The 26,465-nt window shown below is 70.9% G+C and carries 23 protein-coding genes; 12 read left to right on the top strand and 11 right to left on the bottom strand.

Features of this window, described 5'->3' with window-relative positions:
• Nucleotides 1-15: 15 nt before the first annotated feature.
• Nucleotides 16-813 carry a DUF4333 domain-containing protein gene (locus tag MELE44368_RS00620; protein WP_128106694.1) on the top strand — a complete coding sequence of 266 codons (798 nt, stop codon included), beginning with the start codon at nt 16-18 and terminating at the stop codon, nt 811-813.
• 6 nt (nt 814-819) lie between these two features.
• Here the strand turns inward: MELE44368_RS00620 and MELE44368_RS00615 are convergent, their stop codons facing one another.
• Entirely contained in the window at nt 820-1,779 is a 960-nt protein-coding gene (locus MELE44368_RS00615; protein WP_128106693.1) for a 5'-3' exonuclease, read from the bottom strand.
• Between the two features lie 37 nt (nt 1,780-1,816).
• Between MELE44368_RS00615 and MELE44368_RS00610 the strand changes: the two genes are divergently transcribed.
• Nucleotides 1,817-2,962 carry a M24 family metallopeptidase gene (locus MELE44368_RS00610; RefSeq protein WP_128106692.1) on the top strand — a complete coding sequence of 382 codons (1,146 nt, stop codon included), beginning with the start codon at nt 1,817-1,819 and terminating at the stop codon, nt 2,960-2,962.
• Nucleotides 2,963-3,047: 85 nt separating this feature from the next.
• Here the strand turns inward: MELE44368_RS00610 and MELE44368_RS00605 are convergent, their stop codons facing one another.
• The 4 genes from MELE44368_RS00605 to MELE44368_RS00590 form a co-directional block, all read right to left on the bottom strand.
• Nucleotides 3,048-3,473, bottom strand: a complete 426-nt coding sequence (locus MELE44368_RS00605) for a F420-dependent biliverdin reductase (protein WP_128106691.1) — start codon at nt 3,471-3,473, stop codon at nt 3,048-3,050.
• A gap of 53 nt (nt 3,474-3,526) precedes the next feature.
• Complete coding sequence (locus tag MELE44368_RS00600) at nt 3,527-4,339, bottom strand: class I SAM-dependent methyltransferase (RefSeq protein WP_128106690.1); 813 nt, start codon at nt 4,337-4,339, stop codon at nt 3,527-3,529.
• Entirely contained in the window at nt 4,336-4,977 is a 642-nt protein-coding gene (locus MELE44368_RS00595; protein WP_128106689.1) for a peroxiredoxin, read from the bottom strand. Before MELE44368_RS00595 ends, MELE44368_RS00600 begins: the two co-directional genes overlap by 4 nt.
• A gap of 86 nt (nt 4,978-5,063) precedes the next feature.
• Nucleotides 5,064-8,054, bottom strand: coding sequence for an AfsR/SARP family transcriptional regulator (locus MELE44368_RS00590; protein WP_128106688.1), 2,991 nt, complete (start codon nt 8,052-8,054; stop codon nt 5,064-5,066).
• A 109-nt stretch (nt 8,055-8,163) separates the two neighbouring features.
• Between MELE44368_RS00590 and MELE44368_RS00585 the strand changes: the two genes are divergently transcribed.
• From MELE44368_RS00585 to MELE44368_RS00570, 4 genes are read left to right on the top strand one after another with little or no spacing between them, the layout of a single operon-like run.
• Nucleotides 8,164-8,922 (top strand): decaprenylphospho-beta-D-erythro-pentofuranosid-2-ulose 2-reductase, encoded by a 759-nt coding sequence (locus MELE44368_RS00585; protein ID WP_128106687.1) that lies wholly within the window; start codon nt 8,164-8,166, stop codon nt 8,920-8,922.
• A complete protein-coding gene (gene cbiE, locus MELE44368_RS00580) occupies nt 8,919-10,097 on the top strand; it encodes a precorrin-6y C5,15-methyltransferase (decarboxylating) subunit CbiE (protein ID WP_128106992.1) in 1,179 nt (392 codons plus the stop codon). The genes MELE44368_RS00585 and cbiE overlap by 4 nt, the downstream gene beginning before the upstream one ends.
• Entirely contained in the window at nt 10,094-10,849 is a 756-nt protein-coding gene (cobM, locus tag MELE44368_RS00575) for a precorrin-4 C(11)-methyltransferase (protein ID WP_128106686.1), read from the top strand. Before cbiE ends, cobM begins: the two co-directional genes overlap by 4 nt.
• The gene (locus MELE44368_RS00570; RefSeq protein ID WP_128106685.1) at nt 10,849-11,580 is read left to right on the top strand and encodes a cobalt-precorrin-6A reductase; all 732 of its coding nucleotides are present in this window, start codon (nt 10,849-10,851) and stop codon (nt 11,578-11,580) included. The genes cobM and MELE44368_RS00570 overlap by 1 nt, the downstream gene beginning before the upstream one ends.
• Here the strand turns inward: MELE44368_RS00570 and MELE44368_RS00565 are convergent.
• Together MELE44368_RS00565 and MELE44368_RS00560 are read right to left on the bottom strand one after the other, a co-directional pair.
• Nucleotides 11,570-12,628, bottom strand: a complete 1,059-nt coding sequence (locus tag MELE44368_RS00565) for a phosphotransferase family protein (protein ID WP_128106684.1) — start codon at nt 12,626-12,628, stop codon at nt 11,570-11,572. The genes MELE44368_RS00570 and MELE44368_RS00565 overlap by 11 nt on opposite strands.
• Before the next feature lie 36 nt (nt 12,629-12,664).
• Nucleotides 12,665-13,426 carry a DUF2249 domain-containing protein gene (locus MELE44368_RS00560; protein ID WP_128106683.1) on the bottom strand — a complete coding sequence of 254 codons (762 nt, stop codon included), beginning with the start codon at nt 13,424-13,426 and terminating at the stop codon, nt 12,665-12,667.
• 58 nt (nt 13,427-13,484) lie between these two features.
• Between MELE44368_RS00560 and MELE44368_RS00555 the strand changes: the two genes are divergently transcribed.
• Genes MELE44368_RS00555 through MELE44368_RS00545 form a run of 3 tightly spaced genes read left to right on the top strand, consistent with a single transcriptional unit; the run spans nt 13,485 to nt 17,837 of the window.
• Nucleotides 13,485-14,183, top strand: coding sequence for a helix-turn-helix transcriptional regulator (locus MELE44368_RS00555; RefSeq protein ID WP_409366084.1), 699 nt, complete (start codon nt 13,485-13,487; stop codon nt 14,181-14,183).
• Nucleotides 14,176-15,264: a DUF8744 domain-containing protein gene (locus MELE44368_RS00550; RefSeq protein ID WP_241566426.1), complete on the top strand. Its 1,089-nt coding sequence runs from the start codon at nt 14,176-14,178 to the stop codon at nt 15,262-15,264. The genes MELE44368_RS00555 and MELE44368_RS00550 overlap by 8 nt, the downstream gene beginning before the upstream one ends.
• The gene (locus tag MELE44368_RS00545) at nt 15,261-17,837 is read left to right on the top strand and encodes a multicopper oxidase domain-containing protein (RefSeq protein WP_128106682.1); all 2,577 of its coding nucleotides are present in this window, start codon (nt 15,261-15,263) and stop codon (nt 17,835-17,837) included. The genes MELE44368_RS00550 and MELE44368_RS00545 overlap by 4 nt, the downstream gene beginning before the upstream one ends.
• Here the strand turns inward: MELE44368_RS00545 and MELE44368_RS00540 are convergent.
• The 3 genes from MELE44368_RS00540 to cobG are packed head-to-tail and all read right to left on the bottom strand — an operon-like array spanning nt 17,825 to nt 21,045.
• Nucleotides 17,825-19,288 (bottom strand): precorrin-2 C(20)-methyltransferase, encoded by a 1,464-nt coding sequence (locus MELE44368_RS00540; protein WP_128106681.1) that lies wholly within the window; start codon nt 19,286-19,288, stop codon nt 17,825-17,827. The two genes, MELE44368_RS00545 and MELE44368_RS00540, sit on opposite strands and share 13 nt — an antisense overlap.
• Nucleotides 19,285-19,911, bottom strand: a complete 627-nt coding sequence (locus MELE44368_RS00535; protein WP_128106680.1) for a precorrin-8X methylmutase — start codon at nt 19,909-19,911, stop codon at nt 19,285-19,287. Before MELE44368_RS00535 ends, MELE44368_RS00540 begins: the two co-directional genes overlap by 4 nt.
• A gap of 9 nt (nt 19,912-19,920) precedes the next feature.
• Entirely contained in the window at nt 19,921-21,045 is a 1,125-nt protein-coding gene (cobG, locus tag MELE44368_RS00530) for a precorrin-3B synthase (RefSeq protein ID WP_128106679.1), read from the bottom strand.
• 144 nt (nt 21,046-21,189) lie between these two features.
• Between cobG and MELE44368_RS00525 the strand changes: the two genes are divergently transcribed.
• From MELE44368_RS00525 to MELE44368_RS00515, 3 genes are all read left to right on the top strand, one after another.
• A complete protein-coding gene (locus tag MELE44368_RS00525; protein ID WP_128106678.1) occupies nt 21,190-21,408 on the top strand; it encodes a hypothetical protein in 219 nt (72 codons plus the stop codon).
• A 255-nt stretch (nt 21,409-21,663) separates the two neighbouring features.
• Complete coding sequence (gene cobN / locus MELE44368_RS00520; RefSeq protein WP_128106677.1) at nt 21,664-25,269, top strand: cobaltochelatase subunit CobN; 3,606 nt, start codon at nt 21,664-21,666, stop codon at nt 25,267-25,269.
• A gap of 33 nt (nt 25,270-25,302) precedes the next feature.
• On the top strand, nt 25,303-25,683 hold the full coding sequence (locus tag MELE44368_RS00515; protein WP_128106676.1) for a PPOX class F420-dependent oxidoreductase: 381 nt from the start codon (nt 25,303-25,305) through the stop codon (nt 25,681-25,683).
• A gap of 70 nt (nt 25,684-25,753) precedes the next feature.
• Here the strand turns inward: MELE44368_RS00515 and MELE44368_RS00510 are convergent, their stop codons facing one another.
• Complete coding sequence (locus tag MELE44368_RS00510; protein WP_128106675.1) at nt 25,754-26,449, bottom strand: dienelactone hydrolase family protein; 696 nt, start codon at nt 26,447-26,449, stop codon at nt 25,754-25,756.
• Between the last annotated feature and the right edge of the window lie 16 nt (nt 26,450-26,465).

The raw sequence follows: 26,465 nt of genomic DNA, 5'->3' as shown, positions 1-26,465 counted from the left end.
GGGTGAAGGAGTGAGATGAGCGGACCGCAGGGATCTGATCCGACGCAGCCGTGGCCCGGCCAGCAGCCGGAACAGCCGACGGACCAGCCATCGAGCGACCCGTCGGGGGACCAGGCCAATCAGCAGTGGCAGCAGCCGCCCACCGGTGAGCAGACCGGCGCGGGGTGGCAGCCGCCCGCCTATGACCCCCAGCAGGCGCAGCAGTACCCGCAGTACCAGCAGCCCGCCTATCAGCCGCCGCCGCAGCAGTACCCGTCGACCGAGCAGTACGGGCAGCAGCCGACCGAGTACAACCCGCAGGCCTATCCGCCACCCGGACAGCCCGCCCAGTACGGGCAGCCGGGTCAGCCCGGTCAGTACGGTCAGCCCTACGGCCAGCAGCCGCCGTACGGCCAGCCGGGGCAGTACGGTCAGCAGCCCGGCCAGTTCGGTCAGTACCCGCCCTACGGCCAGCCCGGCGGTGACGAGGGTTCGAAGCGCTCGATGGCGGTCATCGGCGGCGTGATCGGCCTGCTCGCCGCGATCATCGTCGCGGTGGTGCTGGTCCTCGGGTTCTGGAAGCCCGGCTTCTTCGTGACCACCAAGCTCGACATCGACTCCGCCCAGCGCGGGGTGCAACAGATCCTCACCGACGAGGCCAACGGCTACGGCGCCAAGAACGTCAAGGACGTCAAGTGCAACGACGGCCAGAACCCCACCGTCGAGAAGGGCGCCAGCTTCAACTGCGAGGTCAGCATCGACGGCACCAAGCGTCAGGTCACCGTGACGTTCCAGGACGACGACGGCACCTACGAGGTGGGTCGGCCCAAGTAGCGGCCGTCAGCGCGCAGGCATGCCGTCCAGCGCGGTCTGCAGCCTACCGACCGACGACGTGACACCGTAGGCCTGAGCGAGTTCGGCGACCCTGCGCGGATCCTCGGCGGACAGCGGCAGCGTGTCGTCGGGCGTCGAGAAGTCGACGTCGCAGTCGGTGGCCACCCGCACCACCGGGCCCGCCGCCTCGATGTAGTCGATGGCCGCCAGCAGCTTGGTCCGAAACGCCTTGGACATCTTCGACTTCGGGTCGTGCGCGGCGGCCAGGATGTTCTCCAGCGACCCGTGCTGGGCCAACAGCGTGGCCGCGGTCTTCTCGCCGACCCCCGGCACCCCGGGCAGCCCGTCGGACGGATCGCCGCGCAGCAATGCCAGTTCCGCGTAGGCCGGCCCCGCGCGGTGCACGGGCACGCCGTAGGTCTCGGCGACCTCCTGCGGTCCGAACAACGTCGCCTTGGACAGCCCGCGCCCGATGTAGAGCACCCGCACCGGCACCGGGTCGTCGGCCACCAGCTGCAGCAGGTCGCGGTCCCCGCTGACCACCACGACCGGGCTGCGCCGCTCCCGAAACGCCAGGGCGCCCAGCACGTCGTCGGCCTCGTGCTCCGCCGCGCCTGCGGTGGGGATGCCGAACGCCTCCAAGATCTCCAGGATCATGTCGACCTGCGGGGTCAGGTCGTCGGGCACCACCTCGATGTCGGGCACCCCCTCGGGTTGCGGCTCCTCCACCCGGTGCGCCTTGTACGACGGGATCAGCTCCACCCGCCACTGCGGGCGCCAGTCGTCGTCGCGGCACACCACCAGCCGCTCGGGGCGCTTACGGGTGATCACGGTCGCCATCGCGTCGAGGAAACCGCGCACCGCGTTGACCGGTCGACCGTCGGGCGCCGTGATCGAGGACGGCACGCCGAAGTACGACCGAAACCACATACTGGCGCCGTCGAGCAGCACTAGGGGAGCGGGCATGCTTCTCATCCTGCCAGGGGGCACTAGCCTGAAAGCCATGACCGCCAGTCGATTCAGCGCCGACGTCTACGCCCGGCGGCTGCAGTCCGCGGCCACGGCGGCCGCCGATGCCGGCCTCGCGGGCCTGGTCATCACCCCGGGATATGACCTGCGCTACCTGGTCGGCTCGCGTGCGCAGACGTTCGAGCGGCTGACCGCGCTGGTGCTGCCCGCCGGTGGGGAGCCGACCGTCGTGGTCCCGCGGCTGGAGCTGGCCGCGCTCAAAGAGTCGGCGGTGCCCGAACTCGGCCTGTCGGTGCGTGACTGGGTCGACGGCGACGATCCGTACGAGCTGGTGGCCAGCGTGATGGGCGATGCGCTGGGCGGCGGCACGCTCAAGTGCGCCGTCACCGACTCGATGCCCGCGCTGCACCTGCTGCCGCTGGCCGACGTGCTCGGCGCGGTGCCCGTGCTGGCGACCGATGTGCTGCGACGGCTGCGGATGATCAAGGACCCCGCGGAGATCGACGTGCTGCGCAAGGCGGGCGCGGCGATCGACCGGGTGCACGCCCGGGTGCCCGAGTTCCTGGTGCCCGGCCGCACCGAGGCCGACGTCGCCGCCGACATCGCCGAAGCGATTGTCTCCGAAGGGCATTCGGAGGTGGCGTTCATCATCGTCGGGTCGGGCCCGCACGGCGCGGACCCGCATCACGAATGCTCCGACCGCGAACTGCGCGTCGGCGACATCGTCGTCGTCGACATCGGCGGCCCGTATGAGCCCGGGTACAACTCCGACTGCACACGCACCTACAGCATCGGCGAGCCCGACCCCGACGTCGCGCGGCGCTACGCGGTGCTGCAGCGCGCGCAACGCGCGGCCGTCGACGCGGTACGTCCCGGGGTGACCGCCGAGCAGGTGGACGCCGCCGCGCGCGAGGTGCTGGCCGCCGAGGGTTTGGCTGAGGCGTTCGTGCACCGCACCGGCCACGGCATCGGGCTTTCGGTGCACGAGGAGCCCTACATCGTCGCGGGCAACGACTTGTCGCTCGAGCCGGGGATGGCGTTCTCGGTCGAACCGGGCATCTACTTCCCCGGGCAATGGGGCGCGCGGATCGAGGACATCGTCATCGTGACCGATGACGGCGCCGAACCGGTCAACAACCGCCCCCACGAGCTGATGGTGGTGCCGGTCCCCGCCTCGTAGCGCGGCCGACTGTCGCGATTGTGCGTCTGCATACGCCCTGCCCGGCGTGTTGCGGATGAAACCGCACACTCGCGGCGTGAGGCGGCTAGCTCTCGGTGCGGTCCAGCAGGTCCGACGAGCCCAGCACCCGCTCCACGCGCACCTCGATCACCACGCGTTTGGGGTTGACCCGCGGGGTGCGGTAGCGCTGCGCGTACCGCAGCTCGGCGTCGCGGACGGCGTCGGCGTCGGTGTTGACCGTGGCCTTGCCCTCCAGCGACAGCCACCGCGCGCCGTCGACCTGGCTGAGCACCGCGACGCCCTGCATCTCGGCGTTGACCGCCTTCTGCGAGCCGCCGCTGGTGATGACGCGCGCGATGTGGGTCATCGGGTCGAACGTGAAACCGACGGCCACGACGTGCGGGGAGTTGTCCCCGCGCAGTGTCGTCAGCATCGCCAGATGCCGTTCGGACAGAAACGCCAACGCGTCGCTGTTGAGCCGGGTAGTCGCCCGGCGACTTGCCTTCGCCATCGGTCCCCACGCTAACAGTTCACCGGCCGCGGACCGTCTTGGCGGCTGGCGTGTCAACCCCTGGTGCTCACCGCGCAGATGACGTCGCCTCGATGGTGGAAGGCCTGCTCGTCGAGACGTCGCAGCCTGCAGTGGAGTTCGCTCAGCACCCGGTCGCGCCGGGTCGGGTCGAGTTCGGCCAGCCGTACCGCAAGTGCGCTGTGCATCACACGTAACCGCCAGAAGCGCTCCCGTGTAAACACGACGTCGACGGGTTCGTGCCAAACCCGGTCGGTGCTGAACCCGCAGCCGCCGAGCAGTATCTCGATGTCGGTTGTCGTGTTCAGCCCGGCGTGCTCGCTGGTCGAGCCGCGGGCGGCCAGTCCCAGTTCGGCGAGCCATTCGTCCCATCTCTGGTGCGCGACCGACGGCCATTCGTGCGCCCAGGTGACGGTGCCCAGCCGTCCGCCCCGGCGGAGCACTCGGCGGGCTTCGCGCAGCGCCTGCCGCGGATCGGGCAGATGGAAGAGCACATAGGCGAGCACCACGGCATCGACCACGTCGGCCGGCAGTGGCAGGTTCGCGGCGTCCCCGACGATCGTGGTCGCGCTGTGGCGGGACCGCGCCACCGCCAGCATTTCCGTCGACGCATCCAGCGACAGCACCACCGCACTCGGTGCGGCGCGGCGCAGCGCCGGCGTGAGAGCGCCTGTGCCCGCGCCGACGTCGAGGACGACGCGTGCGTGCTCGACGGCCAGCGCGGCGAGCATCGATCCGGCGGGCGCGAGGATCACCGGGCTCCAGATGTCGTCGTAGGCCTCGGCCCCTCTCCGGTAGACCTCACGGATGAGGTCGGTGTCGAGACGGGGCCCGCTGTCGATCGTCATGGCGTCGGCGCGGGGACGATCCGCAGATAGGGTTTGAGCGCCTTCCAGCCGTCCGGGAACCGGTCGCGGGCCTCCTCGTCGGAGACTGCCGGGATGATGATCACGTCCTCGCCCTGTTTCCAGTTCACCGGGGTCGAGACCTGGTGGGCGGCGGTGAGTTGGAGCGAGTCGATCACCCTCAGGATCTCGTCGAAGTTACGTCCGGTGCTCTGCGGATAGGTGATCGTCAACTTCACCTTCTTGTCGGGTCCGATGACGAAAACGCTTCGTACTGTGGCGCTGTCGTCGACGCCGGGGTGCACCATTCCGTACAGGTCGGCAACCTTCCTGGCGGGGTCGGCGATCATCGGGAAGTTCGGTAGGTGCCCCTGGGTCTCCTCGATGTCGCGCGACCAGCGCGCATGGGCGTCCAACGTGTCGACGCTGAGCCCGATCACCTTGACGCCGCGCCGGTCGAACTCCGGCTTGAGCCGGGCGGCTTCACCGAGTTCGGTGGTGCACACCGGGGTGAAATCCTTCGGATGCGAGAACAACAGCCCCCAGCTGTCGCCGAGCCAGTCGTGGAATCGGATGGTGCCCTGCGTCGTCTCCGCGGTGAAATCCGGGGCCTCGTCGCCGAGTTGGAGTGTATTGGTCATGGTCCTCGGTCTCCTTGTCGTTCAACGTCAGTCGACGTGGTCGACGGTGCCCCTCGGCGGTATCCGACTGGTAGAGAACCGGTAGATCAGGACTGTCCGAGGGCGAAATCGACGACTTCGGCCATCGACATCGACTGCCCTCGAAGGCAGCTGGCGGCAAAGCGCTGTGCGCCGAGCTCGGCTTCGGCCGCGGACAGTGTCCGGCCTGCGGCTTCGGACTCCTCGACGGATGCCGCCACCCCGGTGCGGTCACGCAGGGCGGCGGCCGCGGCGCCGAGTGTGGCGGCATCGTCGGCGCGGCCATCCAGCACCGCGAGATGTGCGAGCCCGTCGAACAGCTCGGCGAGCCCGGCTTCGTCGCCGAGGTCGTGGCGCAGCCCGATGCTCTTGGCGAACAATGTTGCCGCGCGGCGGTTCTCACCGCGGTGAGCGGCGATCGCGGCGAGGTTCTTGTATGTCGATGCCGTACAACGACGGTCGCCGACCGCGCGCAGGCCGACCAGGGCAGCGTCGTATTGCCGTGCGGCCTCGGTGAGAGAGCCGCTCGCCAGGGCGAAGTCGGCCAGCGTCGCCTGCACGTGGGCGATCGCGGCCGAGTCGTCCAGGCTCGCCCACACGTCGCGGGCTCGATGACACAGTGCCGTGGCTTCGGCTCCGTCGCCGAGATGGTGCATCGAGACGGCAAGGCAGCGTAGGGCGGTGGCCTCCCCGCGTCGGCTGCCCAGCCCGCGCCACAGTGCGACCTCCTCGCGGCTGAGGTGGGCCGCACGCGCATGTTCGCCGCGGCGACGCGCGACGAAGTCGGCCGCATGCAGAAGGCGGGCGGTCATTCGGTCGTCGTGGAGCCGACGAGACAGCGAAAGCCCCTCCGTGAGCGCTGCGTCGGCTTCGTCGAGACGTCCCTGATTTCCCAGTGCGGCACCCAGAGCGGTCAGGGCCTCGCACAGCCCGCGCGGGTCACCGAGACGACGAAACGCATCGACGGCTTGTACGGCGCGGGGAATCGCCCGGCGTGCCTCGCCAGGCCCGGCGGCCATCGCCGCGAACGCCGTCAACGCCCAAGCCAGCAGGTCGTCAGGCACCTCCGGGTCACGATCGAACACCGACTCGAGGTAGCCGAGGCCGTACCGCTCCCGCCATCGCATCTCCCAGTACGGACGCAGTGCGATCGCGAACCGCAGCGCGAGCGCGGGGTCGTGGTCGCGAGCCCAATCCAGCGCCGCGTGGATGTTCGGTTCCTCGCCCTCGATGTCCGCGCGGGCACGCATCTCGCGCGGCCCGTACAGCCGGTCGGCATGTTCTCCCACGGCGGCGAGGAAAAACTCGGCGTGGGCGCGGTGGACGTGATGTGCACGGCCCGTCTCGGTCAGTCGCGCGACCGCGAACAGTCGAAGTGGCTCGAGCAGTCGGTATCGCGACGGTGCCGCCGCGGCGTCGTCACGCACCAACAGTGAATGGTCGACGAGCGTGGCGATGTGGCCGAGAACATCGGCTACCGCGGTGCCCGTGTGGCCGCACACCGTTTCGGCGGCGTGCAGCGTGAAGGAGGACACGAACACCCCGAGGCGCGCGAAGGTGTCCCGGACGGCCTGCGGTAACAGGTCGTGGCTCCACTGCACGGTGTCGGCGAGGGTGTGTTGACGCGGCGACGCGTTCGCCGCCGGGCGATGGAACGTGAGGGTGTCGGCAAGCCTGTCGATGAGCTCATCGGCGTGGAGCACCCGCAGCTGGCTCGCCACCAGTTCGATCGCCAGCGGCAGGCCGTCCACCCGGCGGCAGACCTCCTGCGCCACCTCGGGCGACACATCGGGGTCGCCGCCGGCGGCAAGTCGGGCCCGCTCGGCGAAGAGCGCCGTCGCGTCGTCGTCTGGCAGAGGCCGCACCGGGCGGACGAACTCGCCGTCGACGCCGAGGCTGCGCCGGCTGGTGGCGAGTATCCGCACCTGTTTGGCGTTGCGCAGCAGGTTCATCGCCGCGGCGGCGGCGCCTTCGGCGACATGTTCGCAGTTGTCGAGGATGACCAGGCACGGAGGGCGTTGCCCCAGCCCGGCCGTGACCGCCGTCAACTCGTCGGGGGCATGGCGCGCGTCGATCGTGAGCGCCGACGCCAGCGTCATCGGGATCACGTCGGCGGTTTGGACGCCGGCGAGGTCGACCAGCCACACCCCGCCGGGGAAGCGCTCGGCGACATGTTTGCCCAACTCCACGGCCAGGCGGGTCTTGCCGACGCCGCCCGGCCCGATGAAGGTGACGAGGCGGTGCTTGCCGAGCACGCCTGCGGCGGATGCGATCTCGTCGATCCGACCCACGAACGACGACAGCATCAGCGGCAGGTTTCCCGCCCGTTCGTCGTCGGGAACCGGCGGCTTCAGGCCCGGGTCGTGGCGAAGTATTGCGCCCTGGAGACTGCGCACGTCGACAGCCGGATCAACCCCGAGCTGATCGAGGAGCTTCTGTCGGTGCCGATCGAAAGCCTGCAACGCCTCGACCTGACGGCCCGAGCGGTAGAGCGCGAGCATCAGCAGCGACGTGAACCGCTCACGCAGCGGATGCTCCGCCACGAGTTCGGACAGTTCGCCGACCGCCTCGGCGTGACGACCCGCCGCCAGGTCGTCGCCGAGGCGCGACTCGATGGCGAACATCCGCAGTTCGTTGAGGCGTGCCCGTTCGGCCTCGGCGCATGCCAGGTTCGGCAGGTCGCTGAGCACATCACCGCGCCAGAGCTCGAGCGCCGCGGAGTAGTCGTGGGCATCGAGCAGCCGCTCGAAGATGCGGGCGTCCAGGCCGTCGACGTCGACGTCGAGCAGGTAACCGGCGCCGCGGGTGTGCAGCACCGGGTCCGGCAGGACCGTGCGCAACTGCCAGATGTACTTCTGCAGCGTCTTGGCCGCCGACCGTGGCGGGTGACCGTTCCAGACGTCTTCGATCAGTCGGTCGGCGCTGACGACCCGGCCCGGATCGAGGAGCAGGCGCGCGAGCACCGTGCGTTGACGTGGGCCGCCGACGTCGACGATCTGCCCGTCGTCACGCACCTCCAGCGGACCCAGGATGCCGAACCGGATCACGATCTCCTCCACGCGAATCGTAGAGCGGCATCAGCTTGCGCCAGCGGAATCCGGCGGCGAAATCGTCGACCGGGGTGGCTGGTGGAAACCGCTGCTCGTCGTGCAGGCGATAATCGCAGCCATGAAGGACACGGCCGACACCCGTGCGGCGCTGGTCGTGGTTTTCGGCGGCCGCAGTGAGATCGGGCTCGAGCTGGCGACCCGGCTGGCACCCGGGGCGAGGGTGCTGCTGGCGGCCCGCCGCGCGGACGAACTCGACGAGCAGGTCGCCGCGGTGCGGGCCGCCGGCGCCACCGCCGTCGCCGTCCGCGAGTTCGACGCCGACGACCTGGCGTCACACGGCCCGCTGGTGGAGTCGATCGTCGCCGAGCACGGCCCGATCGGCACCGCGGTGCTGGCGTTCGGCATCCTCGGCGACCAGGCGCTCGCCGAGAAGGACCCGGCCCACGCGGTGGCGATCGGGCACACCGACTACATCGCGCAGATCAGCCTGCTGACGGTGCTCGCCGCCACCATGCGCTCGGCCGGGTCCGGGGCCATCGTCGTGTTCTCGTCGGTCGCCGGGGTGCGGGTGCGGCGGGCCAACTACGTGTACGGCTCGGCCAAGGCGGGGCTGGACGGCTTCTGCAGCGGCCTGGCCGACGCGCTGCACGGCACCGGTGTGCATCTGCTGACCGTGCGACCCGGGTTCGTGATCGGCCGAATGACCGCGGGCATGGAACCCGCGCCGTTCTCCAGCACCCCGGCCCAGGTCGCGACGGCCACGGCGCGCGCGTTGGCCAAGCGGCGCCGCACGGTGTGGGTGCCCGCGATCCTGCGGCCGGTGTTCGCCGGGATGCGGTTGCTGCCGCAGTCCGTGTGGCGGAGGTTGCCGAGGTGATCGTCGTCGTCGGGATCGGGGCGGACGGCATGGCCGGCCTGGCGCCCGCCGCACGCGCCGAATTAGCCAGGGCCACCGTCATTTACGGATCACCACGGCAACTGGGCCTGCTCGACGACACGGTGACCGCGGTGCGGCGCGAGTGGCCGTCGCCGATGCTGCCCGCCCTGCGCACGCTGCTCGACGACGCCGACGGCGACGTGCACGTGGTGGCCAGTGGGGACCCGCTGCTGCACGGGATCGGTAGCTCGCTGATCCGGCTGCACGGAGCGGATCGCGTCACCGTGCTGCCGCACGTGTCGTCGGTGACGCTGGCGTGCGCGCGGCTCGGATGGCCGGTCCAGGACACCGAGGTGATCAGCCTCGTCACCGCCGAACCGCACACCGCGGTGCGGCGCGGAGGCGCGGCGGTGGTGCTTTCGCGCGACGGCGACACCCCGGCGGCGCTGGCGCGACTGCTCACCGACACCGGGCGCGGCGACTCGGAGATGACCGTGCTCGAACAACTCGGCGGGCCGGCCGAGCGGCTCCGCTCGGCGACCGCACGGCAATGGGCCGCGCACCCGCCGCAGGACGTGGACGACCTCAATGTGATTGCGGTGCACTATCTTCCCGACGCGCGGCAGTTCGGCGTGCTGCCCGACGACGCCTACGCAAACGACGGACAGATCACCAAACAACCGATGCGCGCGATCACGCTGGCGGCGCTGGCGCCGAGGCCGGGGGAGTTGCTCTGGGATGTCGGCGCCGGGTCGGGCAGCATCGCGATCGAGTGGTGTCGCAGCGGAACCGGTTGCCGGGCAGTGGCCTTCGAACGCGACGAACGGCGGCGCAAGCGCATCACCGACAACGCCGCCGCGTTCGGGGTCGACGTCGACGTGCACTTCGACGCGCCGGAGGCGTTCGCCTTCGTACCCGCCCCGGCGGCGATCTTCATCGGCGGCGGGCTCACCCAGGGTGGCCTGCTGGACGCCTGCTACGAGCGGCTGCCGGTCGGCGGCCGGCTGGTGGCCAACGCGGTGACCGCGGAATCGGAGGCGCTCCTGGTGCCGTGGTACTGCCGGCTCGGCGGCGAGCTGCGGCGCTACCAGACCTACCGCGGTGAGCCGCTGGGCGGATACACGGGGTGGCGGCCCGCCTTTCCTGTCACGCAGTGGTCGGTGACCAAGCGATGACCGTCTACTTCATCGGCGCGGGCCCCGGCGCGGCCGACCTGATCACGGTGCGCGGCCAACGCCTGCTGAGCCGTTGCCCGGTCTGCCTGTACGCCGGCTCGATCATGCCCGAAGATCTTCTGGCGCTGTGCCCTTCGGACGGCCGGATCGTCGACACCGGGCCGCTGACGCTGGAGGAGATCGTCACCGAACTCGCCGACGCCGACGCCGCGGGTAAAGACGTGGCGCGGCTGCACTCGGGTGACCCGTCGATCTACAGTGCGCTGGCCGAACAGTGCCGCCGCCTCGACGCGTTGGGCATCGGCTACGAGATCGTGCCCGGGGTGCCCGCGTTCGCCGCGGCGGCCGCCGCGCTGGGCCGTGAGCTGACGGTTCCCGGTGTCGCCCAAACCGTCACGTTGACCCGGGTGGCGACGCTGTCGACCGCGATGCCGCCGGGCGAGGACCTGCGGACGCTGTCGAAAGCGGGTGCGACGCTGGTGCTGCACCTGGCCGCCGCGCAGGTCGACACGATCGTGCCGGAGCTGCTGGCCGGCGGATATCGGCCCGAAACACCCTGCGCGGTAGTGGCGTTCGCCTCCTGGCCGCAGCAGCAGGTGATCCGGTGCACGCTCGGTGAGTTGGCCGAGCGCACGCACGAGGCCGGGATCAGCCGCACCGCGGTCATCGTGGTCGGCGACGTGCTCGGCGCCGAAGGGTTCGCCGACAGCTATCTGTACTCGTCGGGCCGGGTCCGCAGGGGGCGGCACTGATGCGAATCCTGTTGCTGGGCGGGACATCCGAGGCTCGCGCGTTGGCTGCGCGGCTGCATCCGGACGTCGAGGTCATCAGCTCGTTGGCGGGCCGGGTGCCCGATCCGGCGCTTCCGGTCGGCCAGGTGCGGGTCGGCGGGTTCGGCGGGGTCGAGGGGCTGCGGCGCTGGCTGCGCGACCACCCCGTCGACGCCGTCGTCGACGCCACCCACCCGTACGCCGCGACCATGACAGCGCACGCCGCCCGGGTGTGCGCTGAACTCGGGGTGCCCCATCTGCTGCTGGCCCGCCCCGCCTGGCCGCCCGGCGACGCGATCCTGGTGGATTCGGACACGGAGGCGGCGAAAACGGTTGTCGAAAACGGCTATTCGCGGGTCTTCCTGACGACCGGGCGATCCGGTATCGCGGCGTTCGCGGAGCTGGACGCCTGGTTTCTGGTCCGTGCCGTCACCCCGCCCGACGCGGCGGAACTGCCGCGCCGCCATGAGGTGCTGCTGTCGCGCGGCCCGTACCGCTACGACGACGAGCTGCAGTTGCTGCGTGAGCACCGCATCGACGCGCTGGTCACCAAGAACAGCGGCGGGCAGATGACCCGGCCGAAGCTGGATGCCGCTGCGGCCCTTGGTGTCGCGGTGGTGATGGTCGACCGTCCGCCGCTGCCTACGGGGGTGACCACCGTGGTCACCGTCGACGACGCGGTCGTGTGGGTGAAGTCGACGGCTACGGTGTGATCAGCGCGAGCGTGTCGAGTTCGCGGATGGCCTGACAGCCTCGGCTCAACATGGTCAGGATCATCTCGTCGCCGCGTTCGGTCGACGAGGCGAACGCGTATCCCAGCGCGGTGAGCACGGGGGCCTGCACCGCGCCCAACCGGTAGTCGCGCCAGCAGGTTTCGAGGTCGTAGTCCTTGACGCCGTGACCGGTCAGCGCCTCGTGGTAGCGGCGGACCAGGTCGCGTTCGATCGTCGACCGGATCTCGGGGAGCAGGCTGGTCGCGGTGAAGTACGCGAGGTCGCGGGCGGGCAACCCGATCCCGACGGTCTGCCAGTCCACGACGCTGATGCGCTTGTGGTCGGGGTCGAACAGCATGTTGTCCAAGCGGTAGTCACCGTGCATGACGGCGAACCGGTTCGGTTCCGCCAGCAGCCACGGGGTCACCAACGCCATTGCGGAGGTGAGGGTTTCGCGGTCCTCGGCGCTCATCGACTGGCCGAGTTTGTCGATGGTGATCTCGGCGGCCATCCGGCACACCTCACCCATCCCGGTGGCTGCGGGTTCGTCACCCGGTTTGGGCATCGCGATCCCCGACAGCTGCATCCAAGCGTCGTCGCGCCAGGTCGGGCCGTGCAGGCCGGCGAGGGCCTCGACCGCCAACCGAGCCTCCTGCTCGGTGCATCCGGCGATCTGGTCGCCCTGCACCGCGGGCGCCATGTCGGCGAGGATCAGAACGAAATCCGTTCCGCTCTCGGTGATGTCGCTGTGAAAACAGTCGGGGACCGGGATGGCCACCTTGTCGGCGACGTCGGTGTAGAACTCGACCTCCGAGCGGTAGCCGAGCGCCACGCGTTCCCGGACCGTGTCGTCCTGGGCGGGCAGCTTGATCGCGAACGTCTTGGGCAGCGCGGTCTGCTCCGTCGCGTAGGTCACCGTCAACCGGTAGGTCGCGCCGGTCTGTCCAGTGCCGATCGGGGCCACGTCGACGGCCGCCACGTCGACGCCGAGCGTCGCACCCAACCAGTCGGGCGTTACATTTTCGGGTCCACGTGGAATGCCGGTCACGCGCCGAACATTAACACCTCGCGGCTGTTCGGCCGGTCAGAGCCGCGCCAGCCGCAGCCGCCAGGCCTCGGGCCCCCGTTCGAGGTATTCCACCGCGATCCGGCCCGAGGTGCGGTCGTGTAGCTGGTGCAGCAGCGGGATCGGGTCGTGGTGCGCGACCAGCACCATGCTGGCGCCGACCGGAACCGCGTCGAACGCGCCGAACACCGTCGCGTGGCGGATCGAGTGCGGCACCTCCCGCACGTCGAGCACGGGCTCCTCGTTGTCGTGCTCGCAGCCGCACTTGTGCCCGCCCTCGGCGCCGTGGTGGTGCCCGCCGAGCAGTTCGTGCATCCCATCGAGGGCGTCGGCCAGCGACACGTCGGGGTCGGCGGCCACGATCGGCAGGATCCGGTCATTTTCGTCGACGAGGTGGGCCTCGAACAGCACCCGCAGCGCATCACCGGCCGCGGCGGCACGCACCGGGGACGTCTCGGTGCGGATGCGATCCACCAGGCCGGCGATGATGCGGTGTACGGCGATCATCGCCTCGATCAGCGGCCTGGCCCGCTCCGTGCGGGCGGCGGCCGGATACAGGCGGTCCTCCTCGGCGGCGGCGTGGGGCAGCAGCTCGCCGGTGAGGAACTGGACCGCGGCCGCGCGCGCGGGCTCGAAGTCGGTGCCGCGCTCGGCGGCGGTCAGCATCGTCTCGGTGAGCGCCTGCAGATGTCCGGCCAGCTCAGCGTGATGGTTCTTGACCGTTTCGGCCGCCTCTGCGTCGGCAGACGTGGACGCGACGATCACCTCGTTGACGGTCATGATGGGTTCCTTTCCGCGGTACTGGTCCGACACCTGGCAATTTACTACAATAATTTCCGTGGTAAATAGCGCGTCGCCTCTGGGTCCCGCGCCGGCACCCTCGGCGGCCGGCCAGGTCCCGCTGTCCGGCCAGCGGTTGCGGGTGCTCGAGCACGTGCGCGCGCACGCCCCGGTGCGGACCAGCGACGTGGCCGCCGGCCTGGGACTGCACAGCAACACCGTTCGGGAACACCTCGACGCGCTCGTCGACCTCGGCCTCGTCGAGCGTGCCACCGAACCCGCCGTCGGACGCGGGCGGCCGGCCGCGTTGTATCGGCCCTCACCCGCCGACCCCACCCTGCTGGCCCGCGATTACGCGGGCCTCGCCACTGCGCTGGCCGGGCATCTCGCCCGCACCAGCGCCGATCCGGAGCGCGACGCCCGCGCGGCCGGCGTGGAGTGGGGACGCGAGCTGATCGAGGGGTCCGCCCGCTCCGACGGTGACCAGCGAAAGGCCGTGCTCGACGCATTGACCCGGCTCGGCTTCGCGCCCGAGGACGAAGGTGCCGAGCGCGGCGTCGCCCTGCGCCGCTGTCCGCTGCTCGAGGCCGCCCGCCGCTATCCGGCGGTCGTCTGCCAGGTCCACCTCGGCATCGTCGAGGGACTGTTGCAGAGCATCGACGCGCCCACCGGTCCCGGCCTCGACCTGATTCCGTTCGCCGAACCCGGCGCCTGCCGGCTGTTCCTGCCGGATCCCGTGGTGAGATCCCGTGACTGAGAACCGAATCCCACCCCGGGCGTTGCTGCTGGTGCCCGGCGGTGTCGCGCTGCTTGCGGGTTTGGACGCCGGGCTGCTGCGCCTCGGGCTGCCCGCGCCTGTCGACACGGGACGGCTTGCCGACGTGCACGGCGTCGTGCTGGTGCTCGGCTTCGTCGGCACGCTGATCGCCGTGGAACGTGCCGTCGCGTCGGGCCGCCGGTGGTGCTACGGCGCCCCTGCGTCGTTGGGTCTGGGCGCGATCCTGCTCGTCAGCCCCGCGCCCCGACAGCTCGCCGAGGTCGCGCTGCTGACGGGGGCCGCGCTGCTCGTGGCGGTCTACATCCCGCTGTGGCGGCGCAGCTGGGACACGGCCGTGCTGGTGCAGGCCGCCGGGGCGGTGCTGGCGACGGGGGCGGCGCTGCTGTGGGCGGCCGGGCTGCCGGTGTCGGAGGTGCTGGGCTGGCTGGCCGGGTTCCTCATCCTGACCATCGCGGGCGAACGCCTCGAGCTGGCCCGGGTGGCGATGGCGGGCACATCCGCCGAACTTCTGCTCGGCGCGGCGACAGCAACGATGACGCTCGGCGCGCTTGCCCAACTTCTCTGGCCGACAGTCGGTTACGCGCTGCTGGGTGCCGCGGTTCTGGGAATCACGTTCTGGCTCTTCCGGTTCGACGTCGCCAGGCGCACGGTCCACACGAGCGGGCTCACCCGCTACGTGGCGGTGTGCCTGCTGGCCGGCTACGCCTGGTTGGCGGTGCCCGGGCTGATGTGGCTGCTGGTCGGCCCGGTGCGTTCGGGTGGCGGCTACGACGCGGTCGTGCACGCGGTGATGCTCGGGTTCGTGCTGTCGATGATCATGGCGCACGCACCGGTCATCCTGCCCGCGGTGGTGCGCCGACCGCTGCCCTACACCCCGTGGATGTACGGTCCGGTTGTCCTGCTGCATGTTTCGCTGCTGCTGCGGGTGGCGATCGGCGATATGCGCGACGCGCCGTGGGCGCTGCAGGCCGGCGGCGTGCTCAACATCGTGGCGGTGCTCGCCTTCGCCGTGGTCGCCGTCCATTCGGCGTCACGCCGCCGAATCGAGGTGCCCGCATGAACCGCGGTCGATGGCATCTGCGCGTCGGAGCGATCGTATTCGCCTGGCTGGCAGCGCTTGTCGTGGTGGCGCTGGTGCACCGTTCGGTGCCGATCTCCGGTTGGCTGCTCGTCCATCTGTTGGGCCTGGGCGCGGCGGGCAACGCGATCCTGATCTGGAGCCGCCATTTCACCGATGCGCTGCTGCGCCGCCCGCCGGACCCGTCACGAGCCGGACAGGCCTGGCGCATCGCGGTGTTCAACGCCGGCGCGGTCGCGGTGGTGACCGGCATGCTCGTCGGCTTCTGGCCCGCGGTACTGGCCGGCGGCATCGCGGTGGCCGCCGTCGCGCTGGCCCACGCCGTCACGCTGATCACCCAACTGCGCAGCGCACTGCCGTCGCGCTTCGGTGACACCGTGCGCTACTACGTCGCCGCGGCAGCGTTGCTTTCGGCCGGCGCCGGGCTCGGCGTCGCGATGGCCAACGCGAGCCTGCCCGGCACCATCCATGAGCGGATCGTTCTCGCCCATGCGGCGATCAACGTGTTCGGGTTCGTCGGGCTTTCGGTGCTCGGCACGTTGGTCACGCTGTGGCCGACGATGCTGCGCACCAGGATGGCCGACGGAGTCGAGGTGGCCGCCCGACGCGGGTTGCCCGCTCTGGTAAGCGGATTGGGCGTGGGCGCGCTTGCAGCGGTGCTCGGCTCGCCGGTGCTGACCGCCGCCGGCGCGCTCGGCTACCTTCTCGCGGCCGGTTATGTGCTGCGGCCCCACCTCGACGAGGTGCGTCGCAAACGGCCGAGCACGTTCGCGACGCTGTCCGTGCTCTGCGGCGTCGTATGGCTGCTGGGCTCGCTGGGCTACGCCGTCGTCGCCTTCGCCACCGCGGAGACGTGGACGGTGCTGCTGGACCGGGCCGCCCTGCTGACCGCGCCCGTGCTCGCCGGATTTCTGGTGCAGGTGCTGCTGGGCGCGCTGTCGTATCTGATGACGATCGTGGTAGGCGGCCGGGCCGCCGCGATCGCGGCGACCACCGAACTCGAACGCGGCGCGCCCTGGCGGCTGGCGGTGGCCAACTTCGCGCTGCTGCTGTGCGTGGTGCCGACGCCGAGCCTGGTGCGCGTCGCCGCGTCGGTGCTGGTGCTCGTGGCGTACGCCGCGTTCCTGCCGCTGCTGGTGCGGGCGGTGTGGCAGGCACGGAAGTATCGCGATACGCCGTCCACGCCGGGACCGCCGCCCTCCGGCCCGCCGGTACGACACCGGCTCGGGGTCGCCGCCGCCGGGCTGGGCGTGGTGGTGCTGACGGCCGCGGCCGCGGTGGCCGCCGACCCCGCCGCCGTCGGATTCGCCGACGCCCCGCAGGTATCGGTGAGTGCCACCGGCCAGACCACCCGGGTCGAGGTGCACATCGAGGGCATGCGCTACGTGCCCGACACCATCGAGGTGCCCGCAGGGAACCAGCTGGTGGTCACGCTCGTCAACACCGGCTCCGACCGCCACGATCTGGTGCTGGCCAACGGAACTCGCACCGGTCGCATCGCCCCGGGCGAGACGGCGGTGCTCGACGCCGGCGTGGTCGGGTCCGACCTGGACGGCTGGTGCTCGGTGGCCGGGCACCGCCAGATGGGCATGACCATGACGGTGCGCGCGGTCGGCGCGTCGGCGCCTCCCACGCACGCCGGCCATCATGACCAGGCGGCGGGATCGGTCACCGGCGACGACGTCGCCCGCAGCCTCGCCGAGCGGCCCGACGCGGGTTTCGTGCCGCATGACCCCGTGCTGCCCGCGGCGACACCGGACCACCGGATCACCCTGCCGGTCACCGAGAGCGAGCACGAAGTGTCGCCGGGAATCACCCAGCGGCTGTGGACATTCGGCGGCTCGGCACCGGGTCCCACGTTGCGGGGCAAGGTCGGCGACGTCTTCGAGATCACCCTCGTCAACGACGGCACCATCGGGCATTCGATCGACTTCCACGCCGGTGCGCTGGCCCCCGACGTGCCGATGCGCACGATCCAACCGGGCGAACGCCTGGTGTACCGGTTCACCGCGACGAAGGCCGGGGTGTGGCTGTATCACTGCTCGACGATGCCGATGTCGGTGCACATCGCCAACGGCATGTTCGGCGCGGTGATCATCGACCCGCCGGACCTGGCGCCGGTCGACCGCGAATATCTGCTCGTGCAGTCCGAGTTCTACCTCGGCCCGCCCGGCGGTGAGGCCGACGCCGCCAAGGTCGCCGCCGACAAGCCCGACCTCGTGGTCTTCAACGGCTACGCCAACCAGTACGACCACGCGCCGCTGACCGCGGCCGTCGGGGAGCGGGTGCGGATCTGGGTGCTGGCCGCCGGACCCAACCGCGGCACCTCCTTTCACGTCGTCGGCGGCCAGTTCGACACCGTGTGGGCCGAAGGCGACCACCGGCTGCGGCCAGGCCCCGGCGGCGCGCAGACACTCGGATTATCCGCAGCCCAAGGCGGATTCGTGGAGCTGAGCTTTCCCGAGCCCGGGCACTACCCGTTCGTGACCCACGCGATGGTCGACGCCGAACGCGGTGCGCACGGGGTCATCGACGTCACTCCTCAGCAGGGGTAGCGGCGCGGGGTGAACACCCGGTCGCCGTACCACTGGGTCTGCGACGACCCGACGATCAGCAGGCAGCGCATGTCCACCTCGGCCGGGTCCAGGTCGGCCAGGCGCACCACCTTGACCTCCTCGGCGGGTCCCGACACGTCGCGGCCGATCACCACCGGGGTGCCGGGATCGCGGTGCTCGAGCAGCAACTCGCGCATCGCGCCGACCTGCCAGGTGCGGCTCTTCGAGGCCGGGTTGTAAATGGCCAGCACCAAATCGGCCGCGGCGGCCGCGGTCAACCGCGCGGCGATCACCTCCCACGGCTTGAGCCGGTCCGACAGCGAGATCACCGCGTAGTCGTGGCCCAGCGGCGCACCCACCCGGCTGGCCACGGCCTGCGCGGCCGTCATCGCGGGGATCACCCGCACGTCGACGCCCGGCCACTGCTTGGCCTCCTCGAGCACGGCGGTCGCCATCGCGAACACCCCCGGATCCCCCGAGGACACCACCGCGACCGCGCGGCCCTGCTCGGCCAGCGTGCAGGCCAGCCGCGCGCGGGCCGGTTCGTCGGTGTTGTCGCTCGGGTGGCGACGCTGTCCCTCCCGGGACCCGACGCGGTCCAGGTAGGGGCCGTAGCCGATGAGATCGGTGGCCGCGGCGAGCTCGCGGCGGCTCTGCGGCGTCATCCAGTCGCTGTCGCCGGGGCCAAGGCCGACGACGGCGACGCTGCCGATGCTCTGGGCGCCCCGAGACCGCCCCGGCAGCATCGCCAGCGAGAAGTACGGGACGGTGTCGTCGTCGACCTCGCCCGCGCCGAGCACCCGCTGCCGGGAGGTGCTGGCCCGCTCGACGTAGAACGCCTCATCCAGTCGCCCGGCCGCCGAAAGCGCTTCGCGCACCGCGGGATACGAGCGGCCCAGCTTGAGCACCACGGCAGCGTCGGTGTCGGCGAGACGACGCGTGAGCTCGCTGACGCCCAGCGTGCCCGGCAGGATCGACAGCACCTCGTCGCCCTGCACCAGCGGCGTGCCGGTGGCGGCGGACGCGGCGCTCACCGACGTCACACCGGGCACGATCTCGGCGTCGAACCGCTTCGTGAGCCGGGTGTGCATGTGCATGTAGGAGCTGTAGAACAGCGGATCGCCCTCGGCGAGCAGGGCCACGTCGCGGCCCGCCTCCAAATGGGCGGCGATCCGGTCGGCGGCCTCGCGGTAGAAGTCCTCCATCGCGCCGGCGTAACCGCCGGGATGGTCGGTGGTCTCGGTCGTGACCGGATAGACCAGATGCTCCTCGATCTGGCCCGGCCGCAGATACGGCTCGGCGATGCCGCGCGCGATGCTGCGGCCGTGCCGCGCGCTGTGATAGGCGACGACGTCGGCCCCGCTGATCACCCGCGCGGCCTTGACCGTGACCAGTTCGGGGTCGCCGGGTCCGAGCCCGACACCCCACAGTCTCCCTGGAACTTCGCTCATTCTTCTTCGGTGGCAATCGCGTTCACGGCCGCGGCGGCCATCGCGCTGCCGCCGCGACGACCCGTCACGACGAGATAGGACATCCCGCGCGGGCGGTCGATGAGTTCCTGTTTGGACTGTGCCGAGCCGACGAAACCGACCGGACCGCCCAGCACCGCCGCCGGGGTGGGGGCGCCGTCGTCGAGCAGTTCGAGCAGCCGGAACAACGCCGTCGGCGCGTTGCCGATGGCCAGCACGGCACCGCCGAGCTTCTCGGCCCACAGGTCCACCGCGGCGGCCGAACGGGTGGTGCCGAGCCGGGCCGCCAGTTCCGGTGCCCTGGGGTCGGCGACCAGCGAGACCACCTCGTTGTCGGCGGGCAGCCGCGACTTCGTGATGCCCGCGGCCACCATCGACGAGTCGCACAGCACCGGTGCGCCCGCGGCGAGCGCGGCGTGCGCCTTGGCGACCACACCGTCGCTGTAGGCGACGTGCTCGGCGACGTCGACCTGCCCGCACGTGTGGATCAGCCGCACCACCACCCTGGCGACGTCGGCGGGAAAGCGCGCCAGGTCGGCCTCGGCGCGGATGGTCGCGAACGACTGCCGGTAGATCTCGGCGGCGTCGCGAATGTAGTCGAGCACCCGCTCACCCTACGGTGACGCGCTGCGCGGCCGATATCCGTCTCCGGTGGCCACCAGCACCTCGCCGACGCCCGGGCTGCCGCAGGCGCGGTCGCAACCGACGAAATGACGGTGACCGGCCGCAGGCCCGGCGGCTGCCGCGGCTGCCGCGTCGGCGCGCACGTCGGCTGCCGAGTGCGCGCAGCCGGGGCTGCCGGTGCACGCGCTGATCGACAACCACGGCGACCGCTCGTCGAACACCAGTCCCATCGGGGCGAGCACCCGCAGCGCGGTGTCGGCGCGTGCTTCGTCGAGGTCGAAGACCAGCACCGACCGCCACGGGGTGATCGCCATCGGCGCGTCGATGGCGGCCAGGAACTCGGCCGTGCGCGCGGGCAGCACGCCCAGCGGCACCGCGGCACCCAACGCGATGCGGTCGTCGCGCTGCTCGATCCAGCCGACGGGTGGGCGGGTGACCGTTTCCCACGTCGCACCGGCGGGCGCCGTCACCGGTAGGTCGGTGAGCAGCCGCGCCGGGTCGCCCAGTTCGGCCACCCGCCAGGCGGTTTCGCGGATCTCGGTGAAGCGTTGTGCGACGTCGACCAGGGCGGGCACGACCTGCGGCAGCGTGAGCCGGACGCCGGTGTCGCGGCCGGCCAGCAGCAACGCCGCCGAATCGCCGTCGACGTGCACACCGGCGTCGGCGGCCAGCCCGGAGATGTCGCCGCGGCCGTCGTCGACGCCGAACAGAAACCGGCCCGGCAGCGCCGCCAGTCCGGGCCGCGCCCGGATCGCCTCGTCGAGTTCGGCGACCGTGGCGCGGACGTCGGTGGTCGCGCCGACCCGGCCCGACAGCGGCGAGGCGACGATGTTGCGGATCCGCTCGTGCGTCGGGGACGGCAGCAGCCCGGCCGCCGCCACCGCGTCGGCGACCGCAGCGGTCGCGTCGTCGTCGATGCCGCGAACCTGGATGTTGGCGCGCGACGTGAGTTCCAAAGTGGCAGAACCCCACCGCGTCGCCGCCGTCGCCAGCGCCTGCAACTGTGCGGGGGTGATCGATCCACCGGGCAGCCGGACCCGGGCCAGGGCTCCGTCGGCCGCGCGGTGCACGTGCAAGGCGCCCGGGCAGGCGTCGTGCTCGCGGTTTCGGGCCATGGGCTCACGGTACGCCGACGAGGTTCTCGGGCCGACGAGGCCAGGACAGGTAGTCGACTACGCATGACCAGTGCGTGCGCGCGGTCGAGACTTCTCTCATCACGGCTCGGCACCATGCCGGGCGAACACGGTGGAGAGAATGAAATGAGCAGTACGTCAACGCGTTTGAACCCGTCAACCACACCTACTGAGGCGCCCGCTGCCGAGCCGGTCCTGATCACCGAGCAGGAGGTGGCCTTTGCCACCGCGGCCGCGCGAGCCGGGCGGCCCGCGAAGAAGCAGAAGCCGGCGCGGCGGCGCTATCCCAAGCGGCACGTCTTCCTCGAGAAGGCCCTCATGGAACGCGAGATGGACCGGCTGTGACGGCGACCACAATTCATGGGCCGGTGATCCGTCCCGCACAAGTCGGTCACGAGCGGCGGTTTCCGTCGTAGCTTCTGCACTACTGAACTCGTGTGCAACAACGCTGTCACGGAAGGAACAACGATGTTCGAACTCCTGATCTTCGGGACCCTGCTGCTCGTCCTCATCGGCGCGCTGGGTCTGCCGTACCCGCAGAGCACCTTCGACCGCTGGCACCGTCGCTGACCCGGTTCCGCCATGGGGTAGTAATGGTGGGTGGCTCAGCCCCTGCGTGACCCCACCGTCCTCGTCCTGTCGACCTCCGACACCGACCTGATCACCGCCCGCGCCAGCGGCGCGACCTATCGGTGGGCGAACCCGTCCCGGCTGGTCGACGGCGAGCTGGAGGAGCTACTCGGCGCGGCCGATATCGCCGTGGTGCGAATCCTCGGCGGCTACCGCGCGTGGCAGGACGGCATCGACACGGTGGTCGCCAGCGGCCTGCCGACCGTGGTGGTCAGCGGGGAGCAGACGCCGGACGCCGAGCTCATGGAGCACTCCACCACGCCGGCCGGGGTGGCGGTGCAGTCGCATCTGTATCTCGCGCACGGCGGGGTGGACAACCTGCGTCAGCTGCACGCGTTCCTGTGCGACACGCTGCTGATGACCGGCTACGGCTTCGCGCCGCCGGTGACGACGCCGAACTGGGGCGTCATCGAGCGCCCGGTGGCAAACCCGGACGGGCCGACCGTCGCGGTGCTGTACTACCGCGCCCAGCATCTGGCGGGCAACACCGCGTACGTGGACGCGTTGTGCGACGCCATCGAGGAGGCCGGCGGGCGGGCGCTGCCGGTGTTCTGCGCGTCGCTGCGCACGGCCGACGCCGAGCTGCTCGACGTGCTCGGCGCCGCGGACGCGATGGTGACGACCGTGCTGGCCGCGGGCGGCGCCACCCCGGCGGCCGTCACGGCAGGCGGCGAGGACGACACCTGGAACGTCGCGCACCTGGCCGCCCTCGACATCCCGATCCTGCAGGGCCTGTGCCTGACCAGTTCGCGGACGCAGTGGCAGGACAACGACGACGGGCTCTCCCCGCTCGACGTCGCCAGCCAGGTCGCCGTCCCGGAGTTCGACGGGCGCATCATCACCGTTCCGTTCTCGTTCAAGGAGATCGACGACGAAGGCTTGATCTCCTACGTCGCCGACCCTGAGCGGTGCGCCCGGGTGGCCGGGCTCGCGGTGCGCCACGCCCGGCTGCGCTCCATCCCGGCCGCGCGGAAGCGGGTGGCGGTGGTGTTCTCCGCCTATCCCACCAAGCACGCCCGCATCGGCAACGCCGTCGGCCTCGACACGCCCGCGAGCGCGGTGGCGCTGCTGCGGGCGATGCGCGAGGCCGGATACGTGATCGGCGAGATGGACGCTCCCGGCGACCTCGGCACCATCATCGCCTCCGGCGATGGTGACGCGCTGATCCACGCGCTGATCGAACGCGGCGGCCAGGACCCCGACTGGCTCACCACCGGCCAGCTCGAGGGCAACCCGATCCGGTTGTCCGCCAAGGACTATCGCGACTGGTTCGACACGCTGCCCGCGGACTTCAAAGATGCGGTGGCCGCGCAGTGGGGCCCGCCGCCCGGCGAGGTGTTCGTCGACCGCAGCCGGAACCCCGACGGCGAGATCGTCATCGCGGCCTGGCGGGCGGGCAACGTGGTGCTGATGGTGCAGCCGCCACGCGGATTCGGTGAGAACCCCGTGGCCATCTACCACGACCCGGACCTGCCACCGAGCCACCACTACCTGGCCGCCTACCACTGGATCGACGCCTGCTTCGGCGCCGACGCGGTCGTGCACCTCGGCAAGCACGGCAACCTGGAGTGGCTGCCGGGCAAGACCCTCGGCATGTCGGCGTCCTGCGCCTCCGATGCCGCGCTGGGCAACCTGCCGCTGATCTACCCGTTTCTCGTCAACGACCCCGGCGAGGGCACACAGGCCAAGCGCCGCGCGCACGCGACGCTGGTCGACCACCTGATCCCGCCCATGGCCAGGGCCGAAACCTACGGCGACATCGCACGTTTGGAGCAGCTGCTCGACGAACACGCCAACATCGCCGCGCTCGACCCCGCCAAGCTGCCCGCCATCCGCCAGCAGATCTGGACGCTGATGCGGGCCGCCAAGATGGATCACGATCTGGGCCTCGAGGACCGCCCCGACGAGGACTCCTTCGACGACATGCTGCTGCACGTCGACGGCTGGCTGTGCGAGATCAAAGACGTCCAGATCCGCGACGGTCTGCACGTCCTCGGTGAAACACCAACGGGCGAAGCCGAACTCGACCTGGTGCTGGCGGTGCTGCGGGCGCGGCAGCTGTTCGGGGGAGAGCAGGTGGTGCCCGGGCTGCGTGAGGCGCTGGGGCTGGCCGAGGACGGCACGGACGAGCGCGCGGCCATCGACGCGGCTGAGGCGCAGGCGCGCGAACTCGTCGCCGCGCTGCAGTCAACCGGCTGGGACCCCGACGCGGTCGATACGTTGACCGACAACGCCGACGTCGCCGCCGTGCTGCGGTTCGCCGCCACCGAGGTGGTGCCGCGCCTGGCGGGCACGGCCCACGAGATCGACCAGATCCTGCGCGCGCTCGACGGCCGGTTCATCGCGGCGGGACCGTCGGGATCTCCGCTGCGGGGGCTGGTCAACGTGCTGCCGACCGGGCGCAACTTCTACTCCGTCGACCCCAAGGCGGTGCCGTCGCGGCTGGCGTGGGAAACCGGTGTGGCGATGGCCGATTCGCTGCTGGCGCGCTACCGCGAGGATTACGGGCAGTGGCCGCGATCGGTCGGTCTGTCGGTGTGGGGCACCTCGGCGATGCGCACCGCCGGCGATGACATCGCCGAAGTGCTCGCGCTGCTTGGTGTTCGCCCGATGTGGGACGAGGCGTCGCGACGGGTGGTGAACCTCGAGCCCATCTCGCTGGCCGAGCTCGGCAGGCCGCGCATCGACGTCACGGTGCGGATCTCGGGGTTCTTCCGCGACGCCTTCCCGCACGTCGTCACCATGCTCGACGACGCCGTCGCGCTGGTCACCGGGCTCGACGAGCCGGCCGAGGACAACTACGTACGCGCCCACGCGCAGGCCGACCTCGCCGAGCACGGTGACCAACGCCGCTCGACCACAAGGATTTTCGGCTCCAAGCCGGGAACCTACGGCGCCGGGCTGCTGCAGCTGATCGACAGCCGCAACTGGCGTGACGACGCCGACCTGGCCCAGGTGTACACCGCGTGGGGTGGGTTCGCCTACGGTCGCGGTCTGGACGGCGCCCCGGCCGCCGACGACATGAGCCGGCAGTATCGCCGGATCGCGGTGGCCGCCAAGAACACCGACACCCGCGAACACGACATCGCCGACTCCGACGACTACTTCCAGTACCACGGCGGGATGGTCGCCACGGTTCGGGCGTTGACCGGCAAGGACCCGGCCGCCTACATCGGCGACAACACCCGGCCCGACGCGGTGCGCACCCGCACGCTGTCGGAGGAGACCACCCGGGTGTTCCGTGCCCGCGTGGTCAACCCGCGCTGGATGAACGCGATGCGGCGGCACGGCTACAAGGGCGCCTTCGAGATGGCCGCCACCGTCGACTACCTGTTCGGCTACGACGCGACCGCGGGGGTGATGGCCGACTGGATGTACGAGCAGCTCACCGCCGAATACGTGCTGAGCGACGAGAACCGCAAGTTCATGGCCGAATCCAACCCATGGGCCCTGCACGGGATGGCAGAGCGGTTGTTGGAGGCCGTCGACCGCGGCATGTGGGCGGAACCCGACCAGGCCACGCTGGAGGGCCTGCGGCAGGTGCTGCTCGAAACCGAGGGTGAACTCGAAGGCTGAGGCAACCCCGGCGCGGCCAGTAAGTTGGATGACGTGTCTGCCACGTTCGCCGATGTCGCGAAATCCGAATACATCCTGCTGACGACGTTCACCAAGGACGGCAGGCCCAAGCCGACGCCGGTCTGGGCGGCACCCGACGGCGACCGGTTGGTGGTCATCACGCAGGACAAGTCGTGGAAGGTCAAGCGGATCCGCAACACCCCGCGGGTGACGATCGCGCCATGCGACATGCGCGGCAACCCCAAGGGCGAGGCGGTCGAAGCCGTGGCGGCGATCCTGGACAAGTCGGCCAACGCCGCGACGTATGACGCGATCGGCAAGCGCTACGGGTTGCTCGGCAAGACGTTCAACTTGTTCAGCAAGCTGCGCGGCGGCATGAAGAACAACGTGACGGTCGAACTGAAGGCGGCATGAGAATGCCCGGCACCCGTCTGCTGCGAGGCGGCATCGACAAACTGCACATCGGCGTCGAGGTCGCGCGGGCCTAATCCGTCAGGTGCTCGGCGAAGAACGCGAACACGCGTCGCCAGGCGTCTTCGGTGGCGGCCTCGTTGTAGCCGAACCCGGTGATCCGCAGCAGCGGTTGACCGGGCAGTTTGTTGGCGAAGCTGTGTCCGGCGTCCGGATACACCTTGATGTCGGCGGGGATGTTCTTGGCCGCGACGACCTCGCGCAGCCGCGCGGGCGCCCCGATGCCGAGCGGATCGCGCCTGCCGAAGCTGGCGACGATCGGGCACGCCCCGTCCAGGGTTTCGCTGAGATTGCGCGGCAGCGGTGTGCCGTAGAACGGGGCAGAGGCCCCGAAACCCTTGGGGGACAGGACCAATGCGAACTGGCCGCCCATGCAGAACCCGGCGATCCCGACCGCGCCGGTGCACTGCGGCATGGACGTCAGATGATCGCGGGCGGCCAGGACGTCGTCGAGCGCGCGGCCGCGTTGGCTGAGCAGCTCACGGAACACCCTGGTCACGCAGCGTGCCCGGCCACCGCGCGAATACAGGTCGGGTGTGACGGCGAGGTAGCCGGCCGCCGCGATCCGCGCCGAGGTCGCCTCGTTGTCGGGCCCGTAACCGATCGCGTCGTGCACCACCACGACCCCGGGCCACGGACCGTCGCCGTCCGGAACGCCGAGCAGCGCATCGATCGGGCCGTCGGGCGTTTCGACCTTGATTTTCGTCACGTCGTGAATCTACGGA

Source organism: Mycolicibacterium elephantis DSM 44368 (genome assembly GCF_004014805.1).
GTDB classification, from domain to species: domain Bacteria; phylum Actinomycetota; class Actinomycetes; order Mycobacteriales; family Mycobacteriaceae; genus Mycobacterium; species Mycobacterium elephantis.
The sequence above is the reverse complement of the archived record's forward strand: the minus strand, read 5'-3'. Positions and strand labels throughout refer to the sequence as shown.

Coding starts and splice junctions, on each gene's coding strand:
- MELE44368_RS00545 (WP_128106682.1), top strand. CDS start 15,261: ATGAACCGCGGTCGATGGCATCTGCGCGTCGGAGCGATCGTATTCGCC.
- MELE44368_RS00570 (WP_128106685.1), top strand. CDS start 10,849: ATGCGAATCCTGTTGCTGGGCGGGACATCCGAGGCTCGCGCGTTGGCT.
- MELE44368_RS00600 (WP_128106690.1), bottom strand. CDS start 4,339: ATGACGATCGACAGCGGGCCCCGTCTCGACACCGACCTCATCCGTGAG.
- MELE44368_RS00525 (WP_128106678.1), top strand. CDS start 21,190: ATGAGCAGTACGTCAACGCGTTTGAACCCGTCAACCACACCTACTGAG.
- MELE44368_RS00610 (WP_128106692.1), top strand. CDS start 1,817: ATGACCGCCAGTCGATTCAGCGCCGACGTCTACGCCCGGCGGCTGCAG.
- MELE44368_RS00620 (WP_128106694.1), top strand. CDS start 16: ATGAGCGGACCGCAGGGATCTGATCCGACGCAGCCGTGGCCCGGCCAG.
- cobG (WP_128106679.1), bottom strand. CDS start 21,045: ATGGCCCGAAACCGCGAGCACGACGCCTGCCCGGGCGCCTTGCACGTG.
- MELE44368_RS00585 (WP_128106687.1), top strand. CDS start 8,164: ATGAAGGACACGGCCGACACCCGTGCGGCGCTGGTCGTGGTTTTCGGC.
- MELE44368_RS00595 (WP_128106689.1), bottom strand. CDS start 4,977: ATGACCAATACACTCCAACTCGGCGACGAGGCCCCGGATTTCACCGCG.
- MELE44368_RS00540 (WP_128106681.1), bottom strand. CDS start 19,288: ATGAGCGAAGTTCCAGGGAGACTGTGGGGTGTCGGGCTCGGACCCGGC.
- cobM (WP_128106686.1), top strand. CDS start 10,094: ATGACCGTCTACTTCATCGGCGCGGGCCCCGGCGCGGCCGACCTGATC.
- MELE44368_RS00560 (WP_128106683.1), bottom strand. CDS start 13,426: ATGACCGTCAACGAGGTGATCGTCGCGTCCACGTCTGCCGACGCAGAG.
- MELE44368_RS00605 (WP_128106691.1), bottom strand. CDS start 3,473: ATGGCGAAGGCAAGTCGCCGGGCGACTACCCGGCTCAACAGCGACGCG.
- MELE44368_RS00615 (WP_128106693.1), bottom strand. CDS start 1,779: ATGCCCGCTCCCCTAGTGCTGCTCGACGGCGCCAGTATGTGGTTTCGG.